The following is an 18343-nucleotide window of genomic DNA, read 5'->3' as shown; positions in this document are numbered from 1 at the left end:
AAAATAGAGTGAAAGATTAAGAGGAAATTTTGAAAGATAAGATAAAAAAGATAGTGATTTCAGGGAAAAAAGTCTGGCCAATCGTCGAGGGCGGTAAAGGCATTGCAATCAGTGATGGAAGATCAAGTGGGGCATTTGCTGCAGCAGATGCTGTTGGTACGTTTTCTGGTGCAAATGCTAAACTTATTGATGACAATGGTGAGTTGGTGCCGCTGATTTATAGAGGTAAAACAAGAAATGAAAAGCATGAGGAATTAATTAAGTATAGTATTGAGGCTGGAGTTAGTCAAGCAAAAATAGCGAATGAAATATCAAAGGGCCGTGGAAGAATACATATGAATGTGCTTTGGGAAATGGGAGCAGCAGAACAAGTCCTTCATGGCATATTAGAAAAAGCAAAAGGTTTAGTTCATGGCATCACTTGCGGTGCTGGTATGCCTTACAGGCTTGGAGAAATTGCAGCTAAATATCAAGTTTATTACTACCCTATTATCTCATCGGCGCGCGCTTTTAAAGCGTTGTGGAAACGTGCTTACCAAAAAATATCTTCTTTTTTACTTGGTGGAGTAGTATATGAGGATCCGTGGCTTGCTGGTGGTCACAATGGACTCAGTAATAGTGAAGACCCAGAATTACCGCAGGCTCCATTTGAAAGAGTTGCAGAGCTTAGATCTTTCATGAATGAGGTCGGTCTTTCTGAAACGCCAATTGTTATGGCGGGGGGAGTGTGGAATTTGAAGGATTGGGAACATTGGTTTGACAATTTACAAATCGGACCAATAGCTTTTCAGTTTGGCACTCGTCCACTTTTAACAAAAGAAAGTCCGATTTCTACAGAATGGAAAAAGAAGTTACTTACTTTAGAAGAAGGTGATGTATTTTTAAACAAATTTAGTCCAACAGGATTTTACTCATCTGCAGTAAGAAATAGCTTCATATATGAGCTACAGGAACGAAATTCACGTCAAATGAAATTTTCAGAAAATGTGAGTGGAGAGTTTAATAATGAATTTGCAATGGGTAGCAGAGGTAGAAAGATTTACCTCACTGCAAAAGACAAAGAGCTAGCAAATGCATGGATTAAAGCAGGGTATACAGAGGTAATGAAAACTCCAGATACAACTGTTATTTTTGTGACGCCAGGCAAATTTGCGGAAATAAGACAAGATCAAATTAATTGCATGGGATGTTTGAGCCATTGTCTGTTTAGCAATTGGAAAGATCATGGTGACCATTCAACAGGGCGAAAGCCAGATCCACGGAGTTTCTGTATACAAAAGACACTGCAAAACATTGTACATGACGGCAATGTTGAAAATGAACTCATGTTTTCTGGGCACAATGTGTACAAATTTAAGCAAGACCCATTTTATAAAAATGGTTGCATACCGACAGTAAAAGAATTGGTAGATAGAATATTGGTTGGTTTATGACTAACTTGACAAGAAGACATTATTCTATATAATTTATAGTAATAATTGTTTATTAATTTAATCTTAATTTGAGGGGAATATCTATGCGCGATAGTGTTTTAAAAAGGTACGCACTTGCCTATATAAAAGAAAATGGCAGTGATAAGAATGTTCAAGAATTTTTACGTTCTCGTGGTATGCAAAATATTGAGAACTGGAGTGATAAAAATTTTGAAAATGCGTATAAGGAATTTAGGCGCTATAACCCAACTAATGAACACAATATAGGAAGTGATCGACGTGATAGTAGGCAACAACCTACAAGCCCTCAGGTTACACACGTACATGTACACAATAATAGAGGTTTAGATTTTTGGGATTATTTACTACTTAGCAACCTGTTTAGTGGTCATACTACAGTGATAAATAACCTTGGTTCCGGTAGCAGTAACCAGCCATGCAGAGAAGATAAGAAAAAAGACGCAGAAGACAACAGGAAATTATTAGCTTTAGGGATAGTAGCTGTAGTTACGTGTGTTGCTTTCCATGCTTTAATGTGTGTTTGGTACAACAGCAGCGAAAAAACGGCTAGAAAATCAGAAAAGGTAGATTACCTGGATAATAAACTTAAAATGTTCAGAAATATAGAATTTGCAGTTGGTGCAATTTCTTTAGCAGCTTTGGTAGGTTGCGCTATTAACCCAGTCTTACCAGTTTGGGGTTTAGTCATTCTTGGTATTAATTCTCTTGTATGTTTTGCTGGTGGTGTGGCTTTTCATATGAAACATGAGAAAGAGTCAGAAAATATTAAGAAGGCTGAAGAAGTGGTAGATAATTATCATAAACGAGGACCTGGATATGGTTTTGAGGCACCACCTCCTTACCCTTTTGAAGAATATAGTACTACTCCGAGTGCTCCTTCTTATGATGGCACACCTGGGTATGCATTTGGTGATCCTAATGCGACACAACAGTTTGGAGGTTGTGCTGCTAAACCATAAGTTACTAATCGAGAATACCGCTGCAACGCGCAGCGGTATAATGGATTTTCAGATTGCTTGTCTGGTAGGATATGTATTGATTTTTATTACTAGTGCAGATACGATAAAGCTTTAAACTAGTACAAAATGGAGCAATTTGAGAGCTTTTACATCACTACGCCAATATATTACGTAAACGACAAGCCACATATCGGCCACGCATATACTTCCCTTATCTGTGATGTTACAGCTAGATTTATGAAATTAGCTGGAAAGAACGTCAAATTTACTACTGGTACAGATGAACATGGACAAAAAATTGAAAAAGCAGCTAAAACAAAGGGAATAGAGCCAAAAGAATTTACAGATGAAATAAGTGTTACGTTCAGAAAATTAGCTGAGCTAATGAACTTTAATTCTGATGATTTTATCCGCACCACAGAAGAACGTCATGAACAAGCAGTTATAGCTCTATGGAATAGGCTTGAAGAGAGAGGGCAAATATATCTGGATTCTTACTCAGGTTGGTATTCAGTTCGTGACGAAGCGTTTTATCAGGAATCAGAGTTGATAGATGGCAGAGCACCAACAGGCGCTGAAGTTCAGTGGATAAAAGAAGAGAGCTACTTTTTTCGTTTGTCAAGTTGGCAAAATAAATTACTAGAGTTATACGAAAATCATCCGAATTTCATCTTTCCTGAGAGCAGAAAAAACGAGGTGGTATCGTTTGTAAAATCAGGACTTACTAACCTTTCGATTTCTCGTACTAGTTTTAATTGGGGAATAAAAGTACCAGGGAATGACAAGCACGTAATTTATGTTTGGATAGATGCGCTCACTAACTATCTCACGTCAATAGGCTTTCCTAATATAGAAGATGAGGAATATAAGAAGTTTTGGACAAACTCCTTCAACATTCATGTGATCGGTAAAGACATATTGCGTTTTCACGCTGTATACTGGCCAGCTATTCTTCTTGCAGCAGATTTACCACTGCCAAAGCAAATTGCAGTTCATGGTTGGTGGCTAAACGAGGGGGAAAAAATATCCAAATCCCTTGGTAACGTTATAGATCCAATTAATCTTGCAGAAGAGTTTGGTGTTGATCAACTACGCTATTTTCTCCTTCGGGAAGCAAGTTTCGGTCAAGATGGTAATTTCAGTAAGAAGAACATGATCAGCCGCATAAACTCAGAGCTGGCAAACAATATAGGCAATTTAGTGCAAAGAACAATTTCATTTCTGCACAAGCAATGCTTTGGAGTTGTACCAGTGGTCGATCGCAATTTGCTTAAAGATGATGAGAGTTTACAAAATTGCAAAGCCATAATTGATCAAGTAATGGATCATCTATCAAAGTATGAATTTAACCAGATTATACTCCTGATTATCAATATCTCTTCCAAGGCCAATGCTTACATAGATAAAAGTGCACCCTGGACACTCAGTAAAACCGATAGAGAGCGCATGAATTTAGTGATTTATAAATTACTCGAATATATCAGAATAATTGGTATTTTATTGCAGCCAATTGTTCCAAAGTCAGCAGAAATAATACTTGACCAATTACAGACTCCAAAAGAACAACGTGATTTAAAATCTCTGTGCAACGCATGTGTAAGCTTAGGTGTTACATTACCTAAGCCTACGCCGATTTTTTTGAGGTTTGATATTTAAAGAACCCTTAGTAAACCAGGCTGAATTGGTCGTTGTGTAGTTAATTTGCTTAGTTCAACAGAATCAACAAAGGTACCTTGCTGTTTTGATGTGTTTATACCGTTGTCTACTTTGGAAGAAATGACTTTATTTTTGTTTTGATCAAGCTGCTTTATGATCTCGGCTACAGGAGGATTTGATGAATCTTCTACCTCACCTGGTTTTGTTGAAGAAGAAGCTGAATATGGATAATTATCCCTATTCTTCATTTTCTCTTGTTTTATATTATCACACTGAAAAGACATAGAATCTTGGGATGTATCCCACTCTTCATCATCAGATACATTACTACTATTGCTCAATAAATTATTACTAGGGCTATTTAGTAATGGATTTTCACTGGACATTATATTCTTTAATACTATTGGTAAGTTTAGCGGTTGTACGGGTTTCTTTAGCTCTTTATTGGACGTGTTATTTGGTTCTATAAGTGATTCTTCCAAACTACAAAGAGAATCATCTTGTTTGTCTAAGGAATCTAGCTCTTCATCTTGAAAACCACTTTTATTTCTTTGCTTTAGAACTTTGCTTTTCAAACCCTCATTCATATAATTTCCTTGTTGAATACTCTCACTATTGTTTTGCTCTTTGTCAGTTTTTTGATTTTCAACTTTCCTTATTTGATGTACTTCTTTGTTTCGCGATTGTACGTCGCTCTCTTGCTTTTCAGCAACACTTTCCTCCTCTTGTTTTTGAGGTATTTTTAAACCATCCTTTGGAACTGGCTTCAAAATAACACCTTTTCTTATCTGTTCAAGCAGATCAGAACGATCATGCTCAGATTCATTAGCATTTTTTGGTGCACAATTCTTAGGTTTCTCCGTACACTTGGAAGCTGTAGGAGGAGGAGGCTGAGATGGTAGTGGTGCAGCATTTTGTGGCAATGGAGGAGGTGGTGGTGGCGGTGCACTGGGTGTTCCAGACATTACTGGAAATGATGGTGTAGGAGTATTGCTATGTTCAAGTTCTTTTGCTTTCTGTAAATCTTGTGATTGATTTTGACATACTTCGTTGTTTTGCTGTTGTACGTCGTCCTCTCCATCAGTTGCTTTTCTTCGTTTTTTGAGCGTTTTGTGCAAATCAGCCATCAAATCTCCACTTCCTTGTTGCTTGCCACCTCCTGAGGGTATGGATTTATTATTAGCATTATTCTTTAGAGTAGGTGATGTTGGTGCACTGGATGTTCCAAGCGTTACTGAAAGTGATGATGTATGAGTATTGCTGTGTTCAAGTCCTTTTGCTTTCTGTAAATCTTGTGATTGTTTTCTACCAGGATCAACTCCTTTCTCGCTGTTTATTGCAGAAAGGTATGAATAGATAAGATATGCAGCTAAGCTCAACATAACCGATGCAGAAACAAAAGCAATAACTGCAGAAGAAACTGGCACTGCAGCACTACTTAATACCGCTGAAATGATAAAATACGTGCATACTCCAGCTACAGGACCGGATGTACACAATAACAAAATAGCAATTGAATATTTTAAGCGAGTTGCCTTTTTTTGTTCTGCTACAGATGACTTTTGATTTTCACTATCAGAGTGTACACCATTATGTTGTTCAGTCATAGGTTTTTTCGGCACACCCTGTTTAGTATTGCTTCTATCATTTTTAGTTTTGTCACTCGCATTATCTTCTTCTTTATGACTGAGCGCTATTTCTGGTTTCTGGATTCTTAACATGAGTACTATTCTTGCTTCCTTCATCTGCATTTTTGCTATCCACATTATTTTTTTCTTGTATTTTCTTAAATAGTGGATTTTCTGCAAAATTAAGAGATGATTGTTGAACAGGACTCTTAGATTGACCTTTTTTTGGTTCAGTGCGACTGCTAATTCCTGATGTAGCCAAATTAGAAGGTTTTTTATTATCCTGTGGAGGTGTCCAATTCTTTAAACCTTCGAGTGGTAAAGGAGGTGGTGGTGGAACTGATGCAGGTATTTTATTATTAGATGAATCAGTAGTAGGAATTTCTCTTCCTTATTATTAATATAATGTTATTAACAATTAAATTATTAGTACTTGTTAATAATTTTTGAGTAAGTTAACATTAAGATAATAAAATAAAAAGGAAAGAGAGAGGAGCAGTCTTCTAAGAAGAAATAGAAGCTATCTTAAACCTCAAGTCATCACTTTTTTACCACAGGTCAGGTAAGGAAGCAGTATTACTACTACCCCCTCCCTTAGAAACGCAGCATGCAGGTTTCCTCACACTACGCTTGAGCCCCTTATCTAAGTTCTTCTTTTCTAGAACCGGCTTGTCCTTCATGATTCCTCAGGAAACATCATTCTTAATGGTGACACCAACAGTAGAGAACCTTCTCTTGAAAAGGAGCTTGCTAACATTCTTGTTCGTTTCACTCTCTCATCAAAATACTTTTTCCATTTTAAGTCAAGGGGATTTGCATCCGCTCTGATTTTAACATGTCGTCTGATAGGTATATCAATCAGCTTAAGCAGTCTTAAATATCGTATCTCTTTTGGTTTGTTCTTGCATATGGGTGCAGCAAAAACCCATTGGCGTTGACCCATTACTTTGAAGTAACGATTCTTTATCCAACGTAATCCTTTACGAGGATGTCTTTTCTTTGCCCATTTCCATAAACTATGCCAAATTTCATTGTCGATCTTTCTAAACGCTTTTTTAGCACACACATGGTGATAGTAATTTCCCCATCCTCTCAGTAGAGAGTTGAGTGACTTAATTACTATAGCCTGAGTGTTCGCTATATTTGCTTTTATCAATGTACGTGCTTTATTAAGAAGTCTTTTAATACTTTCTTTCGAAGGTTTAATAATTAACTTCTTATTATATCTACGTACATTACAACCAAGAAAGTCAAACCCTGTTGTAATAGATGTAATCTTTGTCTTCTCTTCTGACAGAATTAAACCTCGCTCATGAAGAAAAGATGATACTAAAGGCTTAACTTCCTTTTCCAGTACTTCATGTGTGAAACCTGAAATAATAAAGTCGTCTGCGTACCTGATTACATTCACTCCACTTCTGATTTTTCCTCTTCTTTTGCTACCTAATTTACCAAAGCGACTTTCTAATAACTGTTCAAGACCATCTAAGGTAAAGTTAGCTAGTATTGGAGAAATTATACTTCCTTGCGGAGTGCCAGCAGTTGTGGGATACAGAGTTTTCGATTCTAGGAAACCAGCTTTTAACCATCTATGAAGAATTTTCTTTTCCATAGGAATATGCTTCATAAGCCATTCATGGTTAATGTTGTCAAAGCACCCTTTGATATCACCTTCTAGTATCCATTGTGGTCGATTGCGTCTTGCCAGTAATAAGTGACAAGCAGCAATAGCATCCGCGCAGGATCTTTTAGGTCTAAAGCCATAGGAGTGACGATCACTGATCGTTTCAGCTATCGGTTCCAGAGCAAACAGATATAATGCTTGCATCGCTCTATCTTTTATCGTGGGTATACCGAGAGGCCTTCTTTTGCCATTAGATTTACTGATATAAATTCGTTTGAGCGGAGAAGGTTTATATCCTCTTTGTTTTAACAGCTTTATTCCTTGAAATTTAGCATTGCAAGTTGACCATAGTTGACGATCTACACCTGCTGTGGTTTTTCCTTGGTTTTCAGTTACTCTCTTAACAGCCAAAGCTTTTCCGCTAAAAGAGCGTGTGAGAAGATGTTGTAAAGCTTTTACCTTACCCCATCTTCCTTCTTGGACAGCCTTAACAATACGTCTTTGTAGCCTCACAATAACTTTCTGGCATTTCTTCCATGGCAATTGCTTCCATGCTTCAAAGCTTTCGGTAGATGCACTTACAGGTTTACTTGTAATCATCTGCTTTCCTACCTTAAGTGGTTAACAAAGTTTCTTGTCACGAGGGACCAAATGGAAGTCTGCTCGTTTTCACGCGAATTAATGTTACAAATTCTATCCATTTCGTTACAAAATGGCATTCGCTTTCTCCATTCTCCTTTACCTGCACTTCCATCAGCATTCCTTGCGGTTTGCTTGCCATGTAGGCGAAAATACAGGCTTACCCTGTTTCTCCAGTCATACAACAGTGGGTTAGGTGGCTTCTCTATACCGGTGGAGTTATTATTTGCGTACATCTAGAAATGAAAAATGTAACTTATCCACATTACCTTTTGGTCAGAGCTTATCAGCATCTTTAGCTCTTTCATCGTATCGGTACTTATAAAGCTTCACTTACGTTCACCATACCACTAGCCTAGCCCTCCAACCACATGATGCTTGCAGTTTATGCCCCTCTCACGATTGAGCATCTTCTTTTTCAAGAGGAGGTTCATTGTCCGCATCGCTTGGCACCAACCGGTTGCCCGATTCGCACTGATGCGTAGACTCAGACGGCAAAACATCTGGTTTAATAAGTTTTAGAATCCTTTCAGTTTCTTTCTGAATGAATTCCTCTCCTTTTAAACAATATGACCGAAGACTTTCAGGTCGCACCACATCATCGATGTTTTGGTATAGAGTAATCAGAATCATAAAAATAGCTTAGTGTTAGATATTTTTATGATAACCTCTCTTAAACAATTGATATTTTACAGTGTTTTTGGTAAAATAATAGCTTAAGGCTTAGAATAAAAGTTTATGAGTGAAGCACAAGGTCCAAATATTGCAGAATGGCAGGCACAGCAGCAACACCAGGAAGCCGCTAGTGAGAAAAGTGGTTTCGGTCTTGGTCATAGTGACTCTGTTGCAACAATTGTGGATGGAATGAAGTGGATGTTCAACTTTCATGAAGGAGCAATTGCTGCTTATAATAATGTGTTTGAAGGTTTGGTCAGTGGTAGCAGTCTAGTAACGTTATTTGGGAAATCAGGTAATATGTTTGGCATAAAATTTCTTGAAAGTCTTGCTGAATATTTTTCAGGTGGAGGTGGAGAAGATATGCCATCAGAAGGAATGGGTATGGACTACGGTGATGAGGGGCATCATCCGGATGATTATCCCCACTCTAACAATGAAATAGCTCAAAGTGCTGATACTTGTAATGAAAAATAGATCAGCAAATTTTCAATCAACAACAGCTAAAGACCTTTCTGCAACGTTGATTTCTCTTATATCTGTAACTTCGTCATTCTGATTAAACGAAATTTGCAGAGACTTACTACTGTACTTCCTTTTTCCCAAGAAGTTAGCTTGTTTAATTTTATATGAGACATAGTACCAAACATTTTCGTCGAACTTTGATACTAGTGTTGGCGATCCTAAAGTATGAACCACTTTTTCTCTATCATCACCTACTTGTATTTTGCTCCACAGTTCAATATTAATGCCAGGAACTCCGTGATTGTGAATAGTGTGAGTGCAGCTCACTGTAAATAATAAAATAAAAGATATTAATACTCGCATTTCGTCAATTAATTATTTGAAATCATAATACACTGATAAACTATCTGTCGTCAAATTTCAAAAAAGTTAAATTGACTGATTCTCAATATCATTTAATATAATATTTACTTCAAAATAATTAGGTACCTTATGTCATTGCTAGAAGCAGATCCAATATACAAGCCTTTTAATTATCCTTGGGCATATGATGCATGGTTGCAGCAACAAAGGATACACTGGATACCTGAAGAAGTTCCGCTTGCTGATGATGTGAAAGATTGGAAAACTAAACTTTCGAATGTAGAGAAAAATTTATTGACCCAGATTTTTAGGTTTTTTACTCAAGCAGATATTGAAGTAAATAACTGCTATATGAGGCATTATTCAAATATATTTAAGCCAACAGAAATATGTATGATGCTTGCAAGCTTTTCCAATATGGAGACTATACACATTGCAGCCTATTCATACCTTCTAGATACGATTGGCATGCCAGAAAATGAATATCAAGCATTCTTAAAATATGATGCTATGAGAAAGAAGTATGAATATATGTTAGAATTTGAGGAAAGTAAAAAGCAAGATAAAAAACATGTTGCTAAAACTTTAGCAGTATTTGGTGCCTTCACTGAAGGATTGCAGTTATTTGCATCATTTGCAATTTTGCTCAATTTTCAACGGTTTGGAAAAATGAAAGGTATGGGGCAAATAATTGCTTGGTCAGCACGTGACGAAACCTTGCACACCAATTCAATTATCAATTTGTTCAATACGTTTATTAAAGAGAATAATGAAATTTGGAATGACGAGTTCAAAGAAGAATTATATTCTGCATGTCACACTATTGTTGAACTTGAAGATGAATTTATAAGTCTTGCTTTTGATTTAGGAGATGTTGAAGGGCTATCTGCAGAGGAAGTGCGCAATTATATACGTTACATAGCAAACAGAAGGTTAACGCAATTAGGTCTTAAATCTATATATAATGTTAAAGATAACCCTATTCCGTGGCTTGATGAAATACTAAATGGCGTGGAACATACAAATTTCTTTGAAAATAGAGTAACAGAGTATAGCCGTGCAGCAACTCAAGGCACTTGGGAGGAAGCTTTTGCTAAAAACGATACAAAAAGTGAATAGCAGTAACTTCGGTTCTGTCGCATTTGTAGGGAAGTAGAAAAAAGAATGATATAATTGTCTAAAAATAAAGCAAAGATGTTTCGTATCAATCAAAAATTATTGCCATCCTTCAAAGGATTTAGCTTTTCAGCGATGTTATCTGTATACATGAAATGTCGATTCTCTTTGAGCTATCGAGATTTGGAAGAAATTATGAGTATAAGGGGAGCAAAAATTGACCATGCTACGTTACAAAGTGGGTTATCACCACTGATAGATTAGGCAGTAAGGAAAAGAAAGAAGCAGGTTGGTAGTAGTTGGAGAGACCTACATTAAATTAAACGGTAAATGGGTTTATTTATATAGAGCACTATTGGTAATACTGTAGACTTCCTCTTGTGTGTTAGTAGAGACAAGTCTGCAGCACTTGCATTCTTTCGTAAAGCCTTCAGGAGTAACTATCTTCCTGAGAAAATTGTCATTGATAAAAGCGGCAGTAATACTGCTGCTCTTGATGATTTGAATGCAGAAATTTCTGAAGATTATAGAATCACAGTTCTTCAAATAAAATATCTAAATAATATTGTTGAGAGGTTTATCAAGAAGCGAATAAAGCCTATGCTTAGTTTTAAAAATTTTCATTCCGCAAAGATTACTATTACAGGTATAGAAAATATTCGCATGATTCAGAAAAAACAAATTATCGGAGCTAATGACAATGTTTCTACTTTTGAGAATTTTGCTATGTTAATGGCTCTATAACTCCTATAATCCCAGCTTTAATGATCTTCTTTTCTATGGTTTATAGATGCAACAGAACCAGATAGGTTGCTGTGTAAAAATTTGGGAAATGTTTTTGTTAGTATTAAAAATTACATAATGTATATTATGGAAAATATAAGAAACATAAGCTTTCAGCAAGAGAAAATGCAATTTTTGCTCTTCTCAAACAGCATAAAAAAGTATCTGTTGAACCTCCAGATTAGTATCGAAAAATACTCAGGTACTACTTTAAAAGTTTTATCTTAAAATATCTAAAGCATTACTTTAAGAGTATTTAAAGAACTAAAATTTTAATTTAAATACCATTCCTTACCCTCTTATTGTCTCTTATCAAAAAAGTGTTAAAATAGCAACTAATTATATTAGTTCTTACATAACTATATCAGCTTGGTTGCTTCATTGTTTGTTTCTTTTCTTTCAAAAATATCTAAATTGATCTAACTTTTCAGAGTTATCCACAGTTTTTTTGTTCTCAATTATATATATATTAGTATTTGGAGATCATATTTATTATAGATTTCCAAAGTACTCATAATGTGTAAAATATGTATTTCTCTGGGTTATCAACTTAGTTATTAACAATTCTGTGAATAACTAAAACAAGAAAAAGGGGCTTCTAATCAAATGGAAATAGTGTCATTCTTTAAAAAACGACGCTAAAAACATTGTTTCTGTTCGAGCAATGGTTACACCTATTATCAGATCTAGGTACCCTGAATAGGATTAAGGGTACCTAACGAAGTAAAAAACTTGGAGAAAAGGAAGAAGTCTTTTCTTCCTTTTACTTAATTTGGCTGAGGCAAACCTTGTTCTGTTGCCGACCTTGATGTGTCAGGATTTTCTATCTTAGTAGATACTGCATATGTAATACCACCAGCAATAAGTCCAGTGAGTACAGCAGCAGCTACAACTATACCAACTAAAACCAGTATTGGTAATGCAACACCAGCAGCAAAAAGTCCACCACCAACTGCTAATGCAGCTACAACACCACAAACACTACCAACTTTCATTGCCTTATACTTGTATTTATCCTCTGCCTTTTTTAAAAGCTGCTCTCTTTCTTTATCATAGGCAAAATCTCTTGCAGTCATTCCATAATCATTCTTTATAAAAGGATTAGCACCTGCATCTAGTAAAATTTGTGTTACCTCTTTGTAAAGACTCTCGTGCAAAGGAGTGTTGTTACAAAGATTTCGTGCATTAACATTAGCACCTGCATCTAGTAAAATTTGTGTTACCTCTTTTTCATGACTATTGTGCAAAGGAGTGTTTCCACAAGAATCTCGTGCATTAACATTAGCACCTTCGTCTAATAGATATTGTATTAACTTCTTCTTTTCCTCTAAGAGACAAAAATCTCCAACTACTAAATGCAATAATGTACTTTGATATCTATACTCTCTTTCCTCTAAGCTAAATAGATGATTTATATCAAATTCCTTCTCCTTCCACTCTTGATATGCATGTTCACATCTTTTTTGCAACAAGTCTTTAAGATCCAGATTATGATCATTCAACACACTTTTCCTAAACCAGAATAAAAGCTCTTCAATAGCCATAATATTTATAAAAACACTAATACTTTAATTATTATACATTTAAGCAAGAAAGTCAAGAATTTAACTAGTATCACAAACATTCAAACAAGAAAAAGGTGCTTTTACCCGAATAGATATTTTATAACGTCTTAATGCTAACTCCACCGACATATAAATTTGCGTGGCTTTTTCCAGTATTAAGCAATGCAAGTCCAATATTGTCGACACTAGAGCGTAGTTCTCCTACTTCTTCATTATGTTCACTGATTACTTTAGTGCCAATATTTGGAAGTGCATTTTTTCCCTCAACAAGGTAAAGTTTCCTTCTGAATTTTTCTTGTCTGCTCATTCGATTTACAACTTCCTGACCTATATAGCACCCTTTATTAAAGCTTATACCATTTATCTTATCGATTAAATATTGCAGCGGAAATGATGAATTTTGCACCATATCTTTTGCTCCATCTGGGACAAGGTTTTTAATTCTAACTTTTTCATACTGAATAAAATCTCCAACCGGTTCTTTTATTTCATCTTCATGTATGATCCTCATTCCTAGCAGCTTGTGCCTTGGATCTTGAAAAATAACTTGTGACTTACTACTACACTTCGCCAACTTAGCATCAAACAAAACTCCAACCTTATATAGTGAACTAATGTCTTTAATCCTCACTCTAAGGTAAGTTTTGAGCAAGTCTAATTTTTCAATTATTTGCTGTAGATGGGCATTTTCACACTCCAAATAAATATATTTATCATGCTCAATGAGGAAAAAATCGTACAGATATTTTCCCTGAGGGTTGAGTAATAAAGAGTAAATTGCCTGCTGGCTACTTAGTTTATTAATATCATTTGTTATAACACCCTGAAGAAAATCTCTCGTATCTGGTCCGTATAAAGATATTAGACTACGGTTTGCTAGCGGTATGTAACCCATAAAACTTCTGTTCAAATCTTAATTATACACTTTTACTAACTCCAACCCTTGAAATGTAACCTTTAGATGACTACATAGAATTGTAGGTTAATCTATTAATGAGGAAACATAAATGTCAAGTGTAAATTTGAATGTATTAGATGATAACGTGCTAATAAAGCCTATTACTGAAGAAAAACAAGGTGGAATTGTACTACCATCAAGTGCTGAAAAGAAGCCTACTAAAGGTGAAGTTATAGCAATTGGTAGTGGTTCACGCAACTCAAGCGGAGAGCGTATAGCTTTAACTGTAAAAACTGGTGATAAGGTTTTCTACAGGCAGTGGGCTGGCACAGAAGTAGAGCATGACAATGAAAAGTATGTCGTGATGAAGGAGTCAGACCTACTTGCTGTTATCAAGTAGGTATCCCTATTTTACTAAACTAATGCGCTATATAGTGCATTATGTATTTTAATATTCTAAATTTTTTATTAATTTAAGGAGTGATAAAAATGGCTAACATAGTAGTATCAGGCGAACAGTTGCAAGAAGCCTTTCGTGAAGTTGCAGCAATGGTTGACTCAACGGTGGGAGCAACTGCAGGGCCTAGGGGAAATACAATAGGAATTAGCAAGCCATATGGTGGACCAGAGGTCACAAAGGATGGCTATAAGGTAATGAAAGGTATAAAGCCTGAAAAACCATTACACTCTGCGATAGTAAGCACCATTGCTCAAAGTGCTTCTCAGTGTAATGACAAAGTTGGTGATGGTACCACAACATGCTCAATACTGACTAGCAATATGATAATGGAAGCTTCAAAGTCAATTGCAGCTGGAAATGATCGTATTTGTATCAAAAATGGAATACAGAAGGCAAAAGATGTGATATTAAAGGAAATTGCATCAATGTCTCGCACAATTTCTTTAGAGAAAATGGATGAAGTTGCACAAGTTGCAATAATTTCTGCAAATGGTGATAAAGATATTGGTAATAGCATTGCTGATGCTGTTAAAAAGGTTGGAAAAGAAGGCGTCATCACTGTTGAAGAGAGTAAGGGTTCAAAAGAATTAGAAGTTGAACTTACAACTGGTATGCAGTTTGACCGTGGTTATCTCTCTCCATACTTTGTTACAAATAATGAAAAGATGAGCGTGGAGCTTGATGATCCATATTTGCTGATTACAGAAAAAAAACTTAATATTATTCAACCTTTACTTCCTATTCTTGAGGCTATTTTTAAGTCTGGTAAACCTTTGTTTATCATTGCAGAAGATGTTGAAGGTGAAGCATTAAGCACTTTAGTGATCAACAAATTACGTGGTCTAAAAGTTGCTGCAGTAAAAGCTCCAGGTTTTGGTGATAGGAGAAAGGAGATGCTCGAAGATATAGCAGCTTTAACAGGTGCTAAGTATGTCATAAAAGATGAGCTTGGAATCAAGATGGAAGATTTGACTCTTGAAGATCTTGGTACTGCTAAAAATGTTAAAATCACTAAAGACAATACCACAATTGTTAGTGAAGACAGCGACTGTGACAAACAAAACAGAGTAAATGCTAGAATTAACCAGATTAAATCTCAGATTGAAACTTCAACCTCTGATTATGACAAAGAAAAGCTAAGAGAGCGTTTAGCAAAATTATCAGGCGGCGTTGCTGTACTCAAAGTTGGTGGAGCAACTGAAGTAGAGGTAAAAGAACGTAGAGATAGAGTAGAAGATGCACTTCATGCAACAAGAGCTGCAATTGAAGAAGGGATAGTTCCAGGTGGAGGAGTTGCACTTCTTTACGCTGCATCTGCTCTTGATAAGCTAAAAGCTTCAAGCGATGAAGAGCAAATAGGTATCAACATTGTCAAAAAAGTTCTCAGTGCTCCAATCAAAAGATTGGTTAAAAATGCTGGTCTTGAATCTGCTGTTATAATTGACTATTTGATTAAGCAGAATGATAAAGAGCTTATATACAACGTTGAGGCTATGAACTACGCTAATGCATCAACAGCTGGTGTAATTGATCCGGCAAAAGTAGTTCGTATTGCTTTTGAAACGGCAGTGTCTGTAGCAAGCGCACTTATTACTACTGAATCTATGATAGTTGATCTACCAAACAAAGAAGAAAATGCTTCATCACCTATGGGTGCAGGAGCAATGGGCGGAATGGGTGGATTCTAAGTAAACAAGAGCCTTGGAGCAACTTGCTCCAAGGTATCTTTCTAGTTCTAAAAAGTCTTACATTTATAAAGGAAATAAATTTGTGATTTTCTATGCAAAGCCACTACTATTTATATTTGTTACGTCTCTTTAATATTATAACTGCTTAAAAATAAAAAAATAATATATGAAAGTTATAATTGCTAGTATATTACTATTAGTATAATATTATATTAATAAATGATTTATATAATATTTTTATTATAATAGATAGAACTTAAATTATTTTCTTCATAAATAGAGTATTTATGAAAATACGTATATACTCAATCCTACTTTTACTTTTTTCTTGCACTCAATTGTGCGCTGAAGAAGAAGTTGCAAAATTTGATCTGCTCATTGGTAAGATAAATAAAGCAAACCTTACCATTGAAGGCGCAATAAAGGTTACAATAAAACCAGGTTGGCATATATATTACAAAGACCCTGGAGATTTCGGCCTTCCTACTTCCTTTGACTGTCAGGGTAACATATCAAATATAGATATTCATTGGTCTACTCCCAAGGAACATGAAGATAAAGTTGGGGAAGTTACATTTGTTAGTAACATATATGAAGATATGGTGTTATTTCCCTTTAAAACTAATATCATTCCAAATCAGGAATACGTTGATATTAACTTTCATATAAAGTACGCAATATGTAAAGATAGGTGTATCCCTAAAAATGCCGAGATAAAAACCAGTCAACCACTAAAGGATTTTATAGATTCTGATATCAATAAACTCATAAATGAGTGGTACAAGAAGTAAGGTTAAAAAGCAAGAGCTTAACAACTATAGTTGAGAAAGAGCTTTAAAAGCCTTATGTGCAATTAAAGTCATTAATTATTTACTATATTATGTTAATATAGTAATATTAATTTTTTGATATACAATCATGACTCATCAATGTAAACACATAATAAATGAAACTGCTAATCAAAAAAAAGAAGAAGGAATAGAAGGTGTGATTATTACTACAGCACACGCTTCAGATGATATGCACAACTGCGTAAAACGTGCAAATTATTCTACTCTTACTAAGCACATTTGTCAACCTGGTTGGTTTATAAAGGACCTATTGGAGGAATTTTTTCCTGAATTAATACACAATGAAAACATCATGCATTATACTAACCCAAACCCTGTTAAGGAATACTATGCAGCAAATTTTGCTATAACATTTGAATGTAAGGAAGATGCAAAGTGTGGAAATGCAATAGATTATACAAACTTTTTACCTAGCGGTATATGGTGTAGTGGAAAAGGTAAAACGAATACTAGCGGTAAGGGTTATCCTTACAATGAGCTCTCTGCTGATAATAACAATAAAAGTGCATGTTATCACAGTAAAGATTTTAATAAAAATGCACTTCATAACAAAAATTTCTTCTGGAATACAACGTGTCCTAATCTAGTATTAGATCGTAGCGTAGAAGAGCTAAAAGAATGTGCAGGTAAAACTATAGTTGCAAAATTGGTATCACCTTTAATAATTGTTGATAAGAGTAATATGATAATAGATAAAGATGGCAACAATACTAAAATACCCTATCTTCACTTAGAGCACTTCTTAACTTTTGACGGTAAGCTTAAAGATGATCCTAAAAACAACTGTGCAATTTATAAGAACCTCACTAAGAAACCCACTGAATTAATTGAATTAAAAGATAAAGTTTTATGGACTTCCGACAAAGAAGTAAAGTTGATAATTCCTGACACTGGTAATATGAGATGTTTAGGTTCTCCTAGTAAAAGTGAGAGCGTAATTCAAAAGAGTGATGAGATAACTACTGATAACGAAGAGCTCCCTAGCTATAACTACAGTAGTGATTATGTGCTATAATTTTCTTGAATGTACGCTCAAGAAAAGGTTTATTGCTACAATTTTCATGATACAAAAATAAGCTTAGGTATTTTAACTTTTTTATAAGGTTTGATACCTACTCTCTTTCCTTTCAGCTATAAACATACAATATAGATATTCATTGGTCTACTCCCAAGGAACATGAAGATAAAGTTGGGGAAGTTACATTTGTTAGTAACATATATGAAGATATGGTGTTATTTCCCTTTAAAACTAATATCATTCCAAATCAGGAATACGCTGATATTAACTTTCATATAAAGTACGCAATATGTAAAGATAGGTGTATCCCTAAAAATGCCGAGATAAAAACCAGTCAACCACTAAAGGATTTTATGGATTCCGATATCAATAAACTCATAAATGAGTGGTATGAAAAATAGAGCTCCCAGCGAGCAAGTGATAGTTATACGATAGCTTAAAAATGTTATTCCTGTCCCTGAATTTTCCAATAAAGATCTTTCCAAAAATTTCGATCATGAA

At 35.3% G+C, this 18343-nt stretch carries 16 protein-coding genes and 2 pseudogenes; 12 read left to right on the top strand and 6 right to left on the bottom strand.

Annotated elements, in window-relative coordinates; genetic code table 11:
* The first annotated feature begins 29 nt into the window (after nt 1–29).
* From AAHF52_RS00705 to metG, 3 genes are all read left to right on the top strand, one after another.
* Nucleotides 30–1433: an NAD(P)H-dependent flavin oxidoreductase gene (locus AAHF52_RS00705; protein WP_264376805.1), complete on the top strand. Its 1404-nt coding sequence runs from the start codon at nt 30–32 to the stop codon at nt 1431–1433.
* Nucleotides 1434–1516: 83 nt separating this feature from the next.
* Nucleotides 1517–2413, top strand: a complete 897-nt coding sequence (locus AAHF52_RS00700) for a hypothetical protein (protein ID WP_286260901.1) — start codon at nt 1517–1519, stop codon at nt 2411–2413.
* A gap of 126 nt (nt 2414–2539) precedes the next feature.
* Nucleotides 2540–4069, top strand: coding sequence for a methionine--tRNA ligase (metG, locus tag AAHF52_RS00695; RefSeq protein ID WP_052264938.1), 1530 nt, complete (start codon nt 2540–2542; stop codon nt 4067–4069).
* On the opposite strand, the gene AAHF52_RS00690 is transcribed toward metG, so the two are convergent.
* Complete coding sequence (locus AAHF52_RS00690) at nt 4066–5835, bottom strand: WH2 domain-containing protein (protein ID WP_264376808.1); 1770 nt, start codon at nt 5833–5835, stop codon at nt 4066–4068. The two genes, metG and AAHF52_RS00690, sit on opposite strands and share 4 nt — an antisense overlap.
* 95 nt (nt 5836–5930) lie before the next feature.
* On the opposite strand from AAHF52_RS00690, the gene AAHF52_RS00685 reads away from it, so the two are divergent.
* On the top strand, nt 5931–6098 hold the full coding sequence (locus tag AAHF52_RS00685) for a hypothetical protein (RefSeq protein WP_246485284.1): 168 nt from the start codon (nt 5931–5933) through the stop codon (nt 6096–6098).
* A gap of 147 nt (nt 6099–6245) precedes the next feature.
* Here AAHF52_RS00685 and AAHF52_RS00680 read toward each other — a convergent pair whose 3' ends face one another.
* Complete coding sequence (locus AAHF52_RS00680; protein ID WP_342068504.1) at nt 6246–6377, bottom strand: hypothetical protein; 132 nt, start codon at nt 6375–6377, stop codon at nt 6246–6248.
* Entirely contained in the window at nt 6374–7921 is a 1548-nt protein-coding gene (ltrA, locus tag AAHF52_RS00675; protein WP_019236826.1) for a group II intron reverse transcriptase/maturase, read from the bottom strand. Before ltrA ends, AAHF52_RS00680 begins: the two co-directional genes overlap by 4 nt.
* A gap of 777 nt (nt 7922–8698) precedes the next feature.
* Between ltrA and AAHF52_RS00670 the strand changes: the two are divergent.
* Nucleotides 8699–9094, top strand: a pseudogene (locus AAHF52_RS00670) (hypothetical protein); the annotation flags it as partial.
* Between the two features lie 30 nt (nt 9095–9124).
* On the opposite strand, the gene AAHF52_RS00665 reads toward AAHF52_RS00670, so the two are convergent.
* Nucleotides 9125–9463 (bottom strand): outer membrane protein assembly factor BamE, encoded by a 339-nt coding sequence (locus tag AAHF52_RS00665; protein ID WP_007302809.1) that lies wholly within the window; start codon nt 9461–9463, stop codon nt 9125–9127.
* Nucleotides 9464–9592: 129 nt separating this feature from the next.
* Here AAHF52_RS00665 and AAHF52_RS00660 point away from each other — a divergent pair, with 129 nt between their 5' ends.
* Together AAHF52_RS00660 and AAHF52_RS00655 are read left to right on the top strand one after the other, a co-directional pair.
* Complete coding sequence (locus AAHF52_RS00660) at nt 9593–10582, top strand: ribonucleotide-diphosphate reductase subunit beta (protein WP_052264911.1); 990 nt, start codon at nt 9593–9595, stop codon at nt 10580–10582.
* 75 nt (nt 10583–10657) lie between these two features.
* Nucleotides 10658–11323: pseudogene (locus AAHF52_RS00655) on the top strand (IS6 family transposase).
* 806 nt (nt 11324–12129) lie between these two features.
* Here AAHF52_RS00655 and AAHF52_RS00650 read toward each other — a convergent pair.
* Complete coding sequence (locus AAHF52_RS00650; protein ID WP_214303394.1) at nt 12130–12906, bottom strand: ankyrin repeat domain-containing protein; 777 nt, start codon at nt 12904–12906, stop codon at nt 12130–12132.
* Nucleotides 12907–13024: 118 nt separating this feature from the next.
* On the bottom strand, nt 13025–13822 hold the full coding sequence (locus AAHF52_RS00645) for a YgfZ/GcvT domain-containing protein (protein WP_006012580.1): 798 nt from the start codon (nt 13820–13822) through the stop codon (nt 13025–13027).
* A gap of 112 nt (nt 13823–13934) precedes the next feature.
* Here AAHF52_RS00645 and AAHF52_RS00640 point away from each other — a divergent pair, with 112 nt between their 5' ends.
* The 5 genes from AAHF52_RS00640 (at nt 13935) to AAHF52_RS00620 (ending at nt 18243) form a co-directional block, all read left to right on the top strand.
* Nucleotides 13935–14225 carry a co-chaperone GroES gene (locus AAHF52_RS00640; protein WP_007302813.1) on the top strand — a complete coding sequence of 97 codons (291 nt, stop codon included), beginning with the start codon at nt 13935–13937 and terminating at the stop codon, nt 14223–14225.
* Nucleotides 14226–14314: 89 nt separating this feature from the next.
* On the top strand, nt 14315–15973 hold the full coding sequence (gene groL / locus AAHF52_RS00635; RefSeq protein ID WP_342068423.1) for a chaperonin GroEL: 1659 nt from the start codon (nt 14315–14317) through the stop codon (nt 15971–15973).
* Nucleotides 15974–16260: 287 nt separating this feature from the next.
* Nucleotides 16261–16764 (top strand): protein-disulfide reductase DsbD domain-containing protein, encoded by a 504-nt coding sequence (locus tag AAHF52_RS00630; RefSeq protein ID WP_019236345.1) that lies wholly within the window; start codon nt 16261–16263, stop codon nt 16762–16764.
* A gap of 127 nt (nt 16765–16891) precedes the next feature.
* Entirely contained in the window at nt 16892–17839 is a 948-nt protein-coding gene (locus tag AAHF52_RS00625) for a hypothetical protein (protein ID WP_214303391.1), read from the top strand.
* A 131-nt stretch (nt 17840–17970) separates the two neighbouring features.
* Nucleotides 17971–18243, top strand: a complete 273-nt coding sequence (locus tag AAHF52_RS00620; protein ID WP_307847042.1) for a protein-disulfide reductase DsbD domain-containing protein — start codon at nt 17971–17973, stop codon at nt 18241–18243.
* The last annotated feature ends 100 nt before the right edge of the window (nt 18244–18343 follow it).

The organism is Wolbachia endosymbiont (group B) of Melanargia galathea (assembly GCF_964030625.1).
Lineage (GTDB): Bacteria > Pseudomonadota > Alphaproteobacteria > Rickettsiales > Anaplasmataceae > Wolbachia.
Note: the sequence above shows the minus strand (reverse complement) of the source record. Positions and strands in the feature narration are given on the sequence as shown.

Excerpts from the sequence above, each read along its gene's own strand:
- AAHF52_RS00630 (WP_019236345.1), top strand. The coding sequence starts at position 16,261 with ATGAAAATACGTATATACTCAATCCTACTTTTACTTTTTTCTTGCACT.
- AAHF52_RS00680 (WP_342068504.1), bottom strand. The coding sequence starts at position 6,377 with ATGAAGGACAAGCCGGTTCTAGAAAAGAAGAACTTAGATAAGGGGCTC.
- ltrA (WP_019236826.1), bottom strand. The coding sequence starts at position 7,921 with ATGATTACAAGTAAACCTGTAAGTGCATCTACCGAAAGCTTTGAAGCA.
- groL (WP_342068423.1), top strand. The coding sequence starts at position 14,315 with ATGGCTAACATAGTAGTATCAGGCGAACAGTTGCAAGAAGCCTTTCGT.
- AAHF52_RS00625 (WP_214303391.1), top strand. The coding sequence starts at position 16,892 with ATGACTCATCAATGTAAACACATAATAAATGAAACTGCTAATCAAAAA.
- AAHF52_RS00700 (WP_286260901.1), top strand. The coding sequence starts at position 1,517 with ATGCGCGATAGTGTTTTAAAAAGGTACGCACTTGCCTATATAAAAGAA.
- AAHF52_RS00690 (WP_264376808.1), bottom strand. The coding sequence starts at position 5,835 with ATGTGGATAGCAAAAATGCAGATGAAGGAAGCAAGAATAGTACTCATG.
- AAHF52_RS00645 (WP_006012580.1), bottom strand. The coding sequence starts at position 13,822 with ATGGGTTACATACCGCTAGCAAACCGTAGTCTAATATCTTTATACGGA.
- AAHF52_RS00640 (WP_007302813.1), top strand. The coding sequence starts at position 13,935 with ATGTCAAGTGTAAATTTGAATGTATTAGATGATAACGTGCTAATAAAG.
- metG (WP_052264938.1), top strand. The coding sequence starts at position 2,540 with ATGGAGCAATTTGAGAGCTTTTACATCACTACGCCAATATATTACGTA.
- AAHF52_RS00660 (WP_052264911.1), top strand. The coding sequence starts at position 9,593 with ATGTCATTGCTAGAAGCAGATCCAATATACAAGCCTTTTAATTATCCT.
- AAHF52_RS00665 (WP_007302809.1), bottom strand. The coding sequence starts at position 9,463 with ATGCGAGTATTAATATCTTTTATTTTATTATTTACAGTGAGCTGCACT.
- AAHF52_RS00650 (WP_214303394.1), bottom strand. The coding sequence starts at position 12,906 with ATGGCTATTGAAGAGCTTTTATTCTGGTTTAGGAAAAGTGTGTTGAAT.